This is a genomic window from Aeromicrobium sp. (assembly GCF_036676885.1).
GTDB lineage: Bacteria > Actinomycetota > Actinomycetes > Propionibacteriales > Nocardioidaceae > Aeromicrobium.
Genome location: NZ_JAKFCB010000357.1, coordinates 18494 through 27413 on the forward strand (window position 1 = coordinate 18494; position 8920 = coordinate 27413).

Annotated in this window: 11 protein-coding genes; 6 read left to right on the forward strand and 5 right to left on the reverse strand. The window is 68.2% G+C overall.

The window, feature by feature from the left end; translation table 11 throughout:
- The first annotated feature begins 15 nt into the window (after window positions 1-15).
- The 5 genes from V6M46_RS16990 to V6M46_RS17010 all read left to right on the forward strand — a co-directional run bounded on the left by V6M46_RS16990 (window position 16) and on the right by V6M46_RS17010 (window position 4938).
- The gene (locus V6M46_RS16990) at window positions 16-1338 is read left to right on the forward strand and encodes an FMN-binding glutamate synthase family protein (protein ID WP_332667245.1); all 1323 of its coding nucleotides are present in this window, start codon (window positions 16-18) and stop codon (window positions 1336-1338) included.
- Window positions 1338-2534: an NAD(P)/FAD-dependent oxidoreductase gene (locus V6M46_RS16995; protein WP_332667247.1), complete on the forward strand. Its 1197-nt coding sequence runs from the start codon at window positions 1338-1340 to the stop codon at window positions 2532-2534. Before V6M46_RS16990 ends, V6M46_RS16995 begins: the two co-directional genes overlap by 1 nt.
- Window positions 2535-2579: 45 nt before the next feature.
- Window positions 2580-3230 (forward strand): helix-turn-helix domain-containing protein, encoded by a 651-nt coding sequence (locus V6M46_RS17000; RefSeq protein ID WP_332667249.1) that lies wholly within the window; start codon window positions 2580-2582, stop codon window positions 3228-3230.
- A gap of 167 nt (window positions 3231-3397) precedes the next feature.
- Window positions 3398-4726: an ammonium transporter gene (locus V6M46_RS17005; protein ID WP_332667251.1), complete on the forward strand. Its 1329-nt coding sequence runs from the start codon at window positions 3398-3400 to the stop codon at window positions 4724-4726.
- Window positions 4723-4938, forward strand: coding sequence for a hypothetical protein (locus V6M46_RS17010; protein WP_332667253.1), 216 nt, complete (start codon window positions 4723-4725; stop codon window positions 4936-4938). Before V6M46_RS17005 ends, V6M46_RS17010 begins: the two co-directional genes overlap by 4 nt.
- Window positions 4939-5074: 136 nt before the next feature.
- Here the strand turns inward: V6M46_RS17010 and V6M46_RS17015 are convergent, their stop codons facing one another.
- From V6M46_RS17015 to V6M46_RS17030, 4 genes are all read right to left on the reverse strand, one after another.
- Entirely contained in the window at window positions 5075-5269 is a 195-nt protein-coding gene (locus tag V6M46_RS17015) for a hypothetical protein (RefSeq protein WP_332667254.1), read from the reverse strand.
- Between the two features lie 92 nt (window positions 5270-5361).
- Window positions 5362-6177, reverse strand: coding sequence for a TSUP family transporter (locus V6M46_RS17020; protein ID WP_332667256.1), 816 nt, complete (start codon window positions 6175-6177; stop codon window positions 5362-5364).
- Window positions 6174-7565, reverse strand: coding sequence for an MBL fold metallo-hydrolase (locus V6M46_RS17025; RefSeq protein WP_332667258.1), 1392 nt, complete (start codon window positions 7563-7565; stop codon window positions 6174-6176). Before V6M46_RS17025 ends, V6M46_RS17020 begins: the two co-directional genes overlap by 4 nt.
- Window positions 7565-7882 (reverse strand): rhodanese-like domain-containing protein, encoded by a 318-nt coding sequence (locus V6M46_RS17030; protein ID WP_332667261.1) that lies wholly within the window; start codon window positions 7880-7882, stop codon window positions 7565-7567. The genes V6M46_RS17025 and V6M46_RS17030 overlap by 1 nt, the downstream gene beginning before the upstream one ends.
- 119 nt (window positions 7883-8001) lie before the next feature.
- Here V6M46_RS17030 and V6M46_RS17035 point away from each other — a divergent pair, with 119 nt between their 5' ends.
- Window positions 8002-8265 carry a metal-sensitive transcriptional regulator gene (locus V6M46_RS17035; RefSeq protein ID WP_332667264.1) on the forward strand — a complete coding sequence of 88 codons (264 nt, stop codon included), beginning with the start codon at window positions 8002-8004 and terminating at the stop codon, window positions 8263-8265.
- 71 nt (window positions 8266-8336) lie between these two features.
- Here V6M46_RS17035 and V6M46_RS17040 read toward each other — a convergent pair.
- A partial coding sequence (locus tag V6M46_RS17040) for an MMPL family transporter (protein ID WP_332667266.1) occupies window positions 8337-8920 on the reverse strand: 584 nt, incomplete at its 5' end.

Genomic DNA, 8920 nt, shown 5'->3' on the forward strand with positions numbered 1-8920 from the left:
CGGGAAGGAACATCGATGAACCACGAGAACTGGGGGCTGCGCGAGAGCGCGACATTCGACCGGTCCGCGATCTCGTCGATCCAGCGGGCCGCCGAGACCGGGGTCTACGACATCCGCGGGTGGGGCGCGAAGCGTGCCTTGCCGCACTTCGACGACCTGCTGTTCCTGGGCGCATCGATGTCGAGGTACCCCCTCGAGGGCTACCGCGAGCGTTGCGGCACCGACGTCGTGCTCGGCGCCCGGCATGCGAAGTACCCCCTGCACCTCGACATCCCGGTCACGATCGCCGGTATGTCGTTCGGTGCGCTGTCGGGTGCGGCGAAGGAGGCCCTGGGCCGGGGGGCATCGGAGGCGGGCACCTCGACCACGACCGGCGACGGCGGGATGACGCCTGAGGAGCGCGGCCAGTCCAAACACCTCGTCTACCAGTACCTTCCGTCTCGCTACGGGATGAACCCCGACGACCTCCGCAAGGCCGACGCGATCGAGATCGTGCTCGGTCAGGGCGCCAAGCCCGGCGGCGGCGGCATGCTGCTCGGGCAGAAGATCTCGGAGCGGGTGGCCGGGATGCGCACGCTGCCGGTGGGCATCGACCAGCGCAGTGCGTGCCGTCACCCCGACTGGACCGGGCCCGACGACCTGACGATCAAGATCAACGAGCTGCGCGAGATCACGGACCACGAGAAGCCGATCTACGTGAAGGTCGGGGCAACCCGGACCTACTACGACGTGAAGCTCGCGGTGAACGCCGGGGCGGACGTCGTCGTCGTCGACGGCATGCAAGGTGGGACCGCCGCGACCCAGGACGTGTTCATCGAGCACGTCGGAATCCCGACACTGGCGGCACTCCCGCAGGCAGTCCAGGCCCTGCAGGAGCTCGGCGTGCACCGGGAGGTTCAGCTGATCGTGTCCGGCGGGATCCGCAACGGCGCCGACGTCGCGAAGGCGATGGCGCTCGGTGCGGATGCGGTCGCGATCGGCACCGCCGCGCTGATCGCGCTCGGCGACAACGATCCGAAGTACGCGCAGGAGTATGAGCGGCTCGGCTCCAGGGCCGGCTTCTACGACGACTTCCAGGACGGCCGCGACCCGGCCGGCATCACGACCCAGGACCCGGAGCTCTCGGCCCGGTTCGACCCGGTGGAGGGCGGGCGGAAGCTCGCCAACTATCTGCGCGTACTGACGATGGAGGCCCAGACCATCGCCCGCGCGTGCGGCAAGTCCCACCTGCAGCACCTCGAGCCCGAGGATCTCGTGGCCGTCACGATCGAGGCCGCCGCGATGGCCCGGGTGCCGCTCGCCGGCACGTCCTGGATCCCCGGCCAGGGCGGGTTCTGATGGCCGGCGGCGTGGAGAGCGCCGAGGTCGTGATCATCGGCGGCGGGCTGGAGGGCGCGGCCGCGGCCTGGGCGCTGAGCCAGCGGGGGATCACCGACGTCATCGTCCTCGAACGCTCGACGGTCGGCTCCGGCATGACCGGCAAGTCGTCGGGGATCGTGCGCTGCCACTACGGCGTGAGCTCGCTGGCCGCGATGGCCGCGGTCGGCCTCGAGGTGTTCGAGCAGGCCGAGGAGATCTTCGGCACCGACATCGGCTTCCGGCAGACCGGATACGTCGTCGGCGTGGGGGAGTCGAACGTCGCGAGCATGCGGGCCAGCCTCGCCGCGCAGCGCGCGGTCGGCGTGCAGACCGAGGAGATCGACCGAGTCGACGTCGCCAAGATGTGGCCCGTCGCCGATCTCGAGCCGTTCGCTGCCTTCGGCTGGGAGGCCCGCGGAGGGTATGGCGATGCCTACCTCACCGCGCAGGCGTTCGCCGCGTCGGCTCGTTCGGCCGGGGTCCGGGTCCGCCAAGGGGCGCTCGTGACCGGTCTCGTCCTGCAGCGTGGGCGTGCGGTCGGCGTACGGCTGGTGGACGGGACGACCGTCGCCGCCGGCACCGTGGTGGTCGCGACCGGGGTGTGGACGCGACCCTTCCTCGCCCCGTACGGCATCGACGTGCCGATCCGGGTGCACCGCGAGCAGGTCGTGATGATCGCACCGGGCGTGGACATCGGCCCGGTGCCGGTGTTCTCAGACCTGGTGTCGCTCCAGTACGTGCGCGCGGACGTCGGTGGCGAGATCCTGTTCGGCAACAGCGACCTGTCCTCGCCTGAGCTCGCGGACCCCGACGACTACCTCAACCGCGCCACCGATGACTTCGTCGAGCTTGCCGTCGACAAGATCAGCACCCGATTCCCGGGGTTGATCGACGCATCGATCAGCAGCAGCTATGCCGGCTGCTATGACGTGACGCCGGACTGGAACCCGGTGATCTCGCGGACCGACGTCGATGGGCTGGTCGTCGCCGCGGGTTTCAGCGGACACGGCTTCAAGATCTCGCCCGCGGTCGGCCGGTTGGTCGCCGATGTCGTCGTCGACGGCTGCAGCAGCGACCCGAGGATCCCGGAGACCGATTTCCGACTCTCCCGGTTCGCCGACGGCGACCTGCTGACGACCCAGTTCCCGTACGTCGGCGCGGGAGAGATGCGGTGACCACCTTCCCGGGTCTGACCGCAAGCCTGGAATAGAGTTACCGGTGTGACCGTGGAGCGCGAGGACCTGATCCGGAATGCCGCCGGGATCGCCAGCGACCGTGCCCCCGGCGCGGCCGCCGAGGAGCTCGAGCTTCAGGTCGCGATCGCGGCGAACGTCCGGGCTCTGCGCCAGCGCTACGACCTCTCGGTGACCGAGCTCGCCGATCGGATCGGGATCTCCAAGGCGATGCTGTCCAAGATCGAGAACGCCCAGACCTCGTGCAGCCTCGGAACGCTGGCCCGGCTCGCAACCGGTCTGGACGTCCCCGTGACGGCGCTGATCCGCGGGGCGGACGCCGAACGCGAGGCATCGTTCACCAAGGCCGGGAGCGGCCCCGCGATCACGCGCAACGGCACCCGGCAGGGCCACTCGTACGAGCTGCTCGGGGCGCTGCGCGGCGAGCACAAGCGACTCGAGTGCCTGATGGTCACGCTGACGGAGCACAGCGAGGTGTATCCCCTGTTCCAGCATCCCGGCACGGAGTTCATCCACGTGGTCGAGGGCGTCATGGAGTACGGCCACGGCCGTTCGGTCTACCGGATGGAGGCGGGCGACTCGCTGACGATCGACGGGGAGGGCCCGCACGGCCCCGTCGCGCTCGTCGAGTTGCCGATCCGATTCCTCTCGGTGATCGCCTTTCCCGACGACATCTAGACCCGGTTCCCACCAGTCACTCTCGGTGGACGCTGTTCATTGGCAGTGTTCACCGGGAAGTAACAGCACGGTGATCGGCAGGAGCGCACAGACTACTAGCGTCACGGTGAAGCAGGGCGACGAAGCCCGCTGTTTCAGTCATTTGTCCCTTTACCGTGGAGGTACCCGTGTCACCCGAGGACACCCTCGCATCGATGGAGTCGGTCATCACCGATCTCTTCTACTGGGTCTCGATCGCCCTGATGATCGCGATCCACGCCGGCTTCCTTGCCTATGAGGTCGGTGCCTCGCGTTCCAAGAACGTCTTGGCGGCGGCCATGAAGAACCTCTTGACCTTCGCGGTCGTGGTCTCGACGTTCTTCTTCTTCGGCTGGTGGTTCTACTACGCGTTCCCGCAGTTCCCCGCGGGCGCGCTCGACGTCTCCGGCGCCAAGGACTACCTGCCGTGGGCCGACATCTCCGGACCGAACACCACGTCGGTGAACGGCATCTTCTGGGGCGCCTTCGCCCTGTTCGCCGCCACCACTGGTTCGATCATGTCCGGTGCCGTACTGGAACGGATCCGCACCAGCGCATTCCTGATCCTCACGACAGTGCTCGGCTCGGTGGTCTGGATCATCGCTGCGGCATGGTCGTGGCACGGCAACGGTTGGTTGCTGACCGAGTGGGGGTGGCACGACTTCGGTGCCGCAGGCTGCGTGCACCTGATCGCCGGCGCGTTCACCCTCGGCGTGCTGATCAATCTCGGCCCGCGCATCGGCCGCTTCGTCAACGGCAAGGCGGTGACGATCCCGCCGCACAACCTGCCGCTGACGATGCTGGGCCTGATGCTGATCTTCGTCGGCTTCTTCGGGTTCCTGATGGGCTGCGTGGTCTACACCAACACCGGCTACTTCTCGATCTTCGGCAACCCGACGAACCTGTCGGCAATCGCGTTCAGCACCCTCATGGGTCTCGCCGGCGGCATCATCGGCGCCTACGTCGCGTCAAAGGGCGAGCCGTTCTGGACGATCTCCGGCGGCCTCGCCGGCGTCATCTCGGTCGCTCCGGGCATGGACCTCTACCACCCGGCCCTGGCGTTCATCATCGCCGTTGTCGGCGGGTCGCTGATTCCGCACATCGGCAAGTTGATCGAGAGGTTCGGCATCGACGACGTGGTCGGCGCTGTCACGGTGCATGGCGGCTGCGCGTTCTACGGAATCGTCGTCTCCGGGTTCGTGCTCTGGGGCTACCCGAACATCGAGGGCATGCCCGACGTCAACCCGCTCGGCCAGATCGGTGGAGCGATCGTGCTCACACTGCTCGGCTTCGTGCCGGGCTACCTGATCTCGCTGGCCCTCAAGAAGGCCAAGATGCTGCGGATTCCGCCGGAGGTGGAGCTTGCCGGCCTTGACCTCAGTGAGGTGCCCGCAACGCCGTACCCCGAGGGCATCCCGGTCACGAGGCTGAACGGATCCATGAACGGCACTGCCGTCAAAGAGGAGGTCAACGCATGAGCCCCATCAGCGACTGGGACACCCCTGGAGCTGTCTTCACCGGCGCCGACAGCACCGCAGTCCTGGTGCTCTTCGTCGTCCTCGGCATCCTGATCGTGATCGGGTTCCTGGTGAAGATGGTGCAACACGAGAATCACGCGTATGCACAGATGATCAATCACGAGCCGGTCGAGCGTGGGCCAGCTGCGGAAGGCGAGCCGCCGGTCTACTGATCGCCGGACTCCGCTCCGCCCGGTGTGGCCTCGACAGGGGGGGTCACACCGGGCGGTTCGGCGTTCTCGCTTCGAGTGATGCTCGTCGAGACCTCGAACGGCCACGAATACCGTCCACGAGGCCCTTCTGCATGCGTCAGGACCGACCGAGGAGCCTGCCCAGGATGCCGCCGCGGCTGCGCGAGCCGGCGGCCCCGGACTGCTCGGCCTTGCTGTGCCCGCCAGGGCACCATTGTCCGGCCGGGACACCGGCCTTGACGCTGGCGACATGCTGGCCGCAGCCGGCCCACGTGGTCTTGCCGCACGTCTTGCATCGAGTTGGTCGGCACATGGGTGCACTTCCGTTCTGTGTGGGTGTTGAGGCGATTCATCTGTGTGGCGTCGGGTGGGGCAGGCGGCTTGCGGGCCACGCTGCCCGCGAGGTCAGAGCAGGGCAGGAAAGGCGCGGGCCGCGGTGTAGAACGCGACGACGAGCACGAGGACGGCGAATGCAGCCTGGAGCCGGAATGAGCCTGTCCGGCTCGCGATACGGCCGCCGGCGACGGCACCGGCGGTCGAGGCTGCAGTGAGGACCGCAACCAACCACCAGTCCGGCGCCACGCCTGCACCGGCCCGCACAGCGAGGGCGACCGCGCTGGTCATGGTGATCACCAGCAACGAGGTTCCGACGGCGTACTCCATCGGAACTGCGAGTGCGAGCAGCAGTGCGGGCACCACGAGGAAGCCACCCCCCACGCCGAGGAAGCCGGTGAGCAGACCGACCACCGTCGCGGTGGTCAGCACCTTGAGCGCTCGTGGGCACTGGCAGGCGAATTTCGGGCTGAAGGTGATGAGCGGGTCGTCCAGGACGGGATTCGCGGTTGCCGTGCGGCTTGCCGGACTCAGCAGCCGCGTGACCATCACCCCGGCCACGAGCAGCATCAACGCGGCGAAACAGGCGAGCAGGACCGACTCGGACACCTGGGCTGCGGCCTTCGCGCCGACCACGGCGCCGCCGAGGGCGACAGCACCGAAGGCCGTGCCTCGCGCCAACAGCACCTGGTCGTCGCGATACGCCACCAGAGCTCCGATGGCGGATGTCGTCCCGACCACGACGAGCGAGCCGGTGGTTGCCTGGGCAGGGCTCTGGTCGAGGAGGTAGACGAGCACCGGGACCGCCAGGATCGAGCCACCGCCCCCGAGCGCTCCCAGGCTGAGCCCGATCAGGACGCCGGCGGCGAGCGCCAGGACCAGGGTCACGCAGCGGGTCCCACCAGGTGCAGGCCGACCTGCTCCGCGTAGTCGAACGAATCGTCGATGGCCACGAGCGAGCGCCCGGCGGCGTCGAGCATGGAGGCGGCGATCGAGGCCCGGTAGCCACCAGCGCAATGCACCCACACCTCGCCCGCCGGGACTTCGGCAAGCCGGTCCCACAGCTCGTGGAGCGGGATGTTGATGGCGCCCTCGATGCGGGCGGAGTCGTACTCGTCGGTGCGGCGTACGTCGAGGACGACCACCTCACGGTGGTGCCGTACGTCGGCGAGGTCGGCAAACGTCGCCCGTGCGAACGAGCTGAGCGGGCGGTCGCTCCAGGCCTCGGGCCCGCCGGTCGCGTGGGCCGCGGGGCGGTCGATGCCGATACGCACCAGCTCTCGCTGCGCCTCGGCGACCTCCTCGGCGGTCTCGCCGAGGAGCGTGATCGGGGTGCCCCAGGCGACCAGCCAACCCAGATAGGTCGCGAAGCCGCCGTCGAGCCCGAAGTTGAGCGTGCCGGGTGCGTGACCGGCCGCGAACGCAGTGCGGCTGCGAAGGTCGACGACCCACTCGCCGGCCTCCATGCGTTCGCGCAGCTCACGGGCATCGGCGACCGACGGGGGACTCAGATCGGGCTCGGACGGGCCGGCGGCGTTGACCGGGGCCATGTGCGCGTAGTACGCCGGCCAGGCCCCGAGGCCGTCGAGCAGCTCGTCCACGTAGGTCTGCTCGTCCTGCGTGAGCACCGGGTTGGACTTCTTCTCGCGACCGATGGTCGAGGAGGTCGCGTCGGACTGGCTCGCCGAACAGAAGGACCCGAACCCGTGGGTCGGATACACATCCGCGTCATCGGGCAGGAGGTCGGCCAACCGGTGGGCTGAGGCGTGCTGGTGCCGAACCAGGTCGTGGGTGTGCTCCGGCCCGAGCAGATCCGGGCGACCGGTCGCGCCGTACAACAGGGAGCCGCCGGAGAAGATGCCGACAGACTGGTCGAGGCCTTCGGCGTGGCCGTCGATCAGCTCGCTCAGTGCGTAGGACAGGTGGTTGTACGTGTGCCCGGGGGTCGCCAGGGCTGTGACCCGCATCCGTTCGCCCACCTCGACCACCTGCCCGTCCGACAGGGGGATGCGGTCGAAGGACACGTCGTCATCGCCGTTGACGAGGTATTGGGCACCGGTGCGCTGTGCGAGGGCGAAGCCGCCCGTGACGTAGTCGTTGTGGATGTGCGTCTCGAAGACGTGCGTCAGGCGTACGTCGTGCTGCTCGAGCAGGTCGAGCACCCGGTCGATGTCGCGCTGCGGATCGACCACGAAGGCGACCTCGCCGTCGTGGACGAGATAGCTGCGGTCACCGAGTGTCGGGGTCTCGATGACGAGGACCGTGAGGTTCGACATCACAGACCCACCTCCACGGCGCGGCCTGAGGCGACCCAGGCTTGGGTGCCCCCGGCGACCGAGACAGCGTCAAAACCGGACGTGACCAGCAGGTCGGTCATCGCGGCCGATCGGTTGCCCGAGGCGCAGATGACGTGAAGTGGCCGCGACCTGTCCAGGTCGGGCATCCGGACGCCGAGCTGGGACATGGGGACCAGGACGGCACCCGGCACGTGGCCGGCTACGTACTCGGCCTTCTCACGGACATCGAGCGTGAGTGCATCCATCCGGCGTGCGGCGAACGTCTCGACGGAGATCTCAGGAGTCTGGTCGGACATGTGGTGCCTCTCGGCGGAACGGGTATGTCGGGGTCTTCCATAAATACCCTAGGGGGTATATTGAGCAATAGCAAAAACACCCGGGGTATCTCCCTGAACGGCTACTGCAGGAGTGTCTGATGAACCTTGACCCCACATCGATGACCCCGGTCGTCAACCGCATCAAGCGCGCGCAGGGCCAGCTCGCCGGCGTGCTTCGCATGCTCGAGGATGGGCGGGACTGTGAGGATGTCGTGACCCAGCTCGCGGCCGTCTCCAAGGCGCTCGACCGGGCCGGTTTCGCGATCGTGGCGAGCGGACTACAGCAGTGCCTGACCGCAGGTGACAGCACCGACAGTGTGGACGTGAAGAAGATGGAGAAGCTCTTCCTCTCGCTCGCCTGACGATCCGGCAGCGTCAGCGACCCGCAGGGTTGTCACGCCCGACCGTGCACCGCTCCCTCCTGGGATCGGTGTCAGCTGTGGGAGAAGCGGATGTTCGGCAGCACGGCGCTCAGCCAGCGCGGCGTCCACCACGCTGCCGTGCCGGTGAGGCGGAGCAGGACGGGAAGCAGGACGAGGCGCACGAAGAACGCGTCGAGGAGCACCGCGATGCCGAGCACGATCCCCATCTCCTTGGGCGGTAGCGGTCCCGAGAGCGCGAAGGTGAAGAACACCGCGACCATGACGGCCCCGGCTGCGAAGATCACCCGCCCGGAGTGGGCCAGTGAGCCGACCATGGCGTCCTTCGGATCCGCAGTGTGCTCGAAGTGCTCCTTGGCCGAGGCGAGCAGGAAGACCGTGTAGTCCATGGCGATGGCGAAGATCATCGCGAAGAAGAACACCGGCGCCCAGGCGTCGAGGAAGCCTTGGGACTCAAAGCCCAGGAAGTCGGCGCCCCACCCTTCCTGGAACACCAGTCGCGCGACGCCGAACGCGGCGGCGGTCGAGAGCAGGCTGGCCACCGTCCCGAGCAGGGCGATCAGCGGGGCCTGGAGTGCGACGAGGAGCAGCAGGAAGCCGAGTCCGAGGATCACTCCGACGACCAGCGGGGTGGAGT

Bases quoted from the DNA above. Each gene is read 5' to 3' on its own strand.
- V6M46_RS16990 (WP_332667245.1), top strand. From the start codon at position 16: ATGAACCACGAGAACTGGGGGCTGCGCGAGAGCGCGACATTCGACCGG.
- V6M46_RS16995 (WP_332667247.1), top strand. From the start codon at position 1,338: ATGGCCGGCGGCGTGGAGAGCGCCGAGGTCGTGATCATCGGCGGCGGG.
- V6M46_RS17010 (WP_332667253.1), top strand. From the start codon at position 4,723: ATGAGCCCCATCAGCGACTGGGACACCCCTGGAGCTGTCTTCACCGGC.
- V6M46_RS17015 (WP_332667254.1), bottom strand. From the start codon at position 5,269: ATGTGCCGACCAACTCGATGCAAGACGTGCGGCAAGACCACGTGGGCC.
- V6M46_RS17025 (WP_332667258.1), bottom strand. From the start codon at position 7,565: ATGTCGAACCTCACGGTCCTCGTCATCGAGACCCCGACACTCGGTGAC.
- V6M46_RS17030 (WP_332667261.1), bottom strand. From the start codon at position 7,882: ATGTCCGACCAGACTCCTGAGATCTCCGTCGAGACGTTCGCCGCACGC.
- V6M46_RS17035 (WP_332667264.1), top strand. From the start codon at position 8,002: ATGAACCTTGACCCCACATCGATGACCCCGGTCGTCAACCGCATCAAG.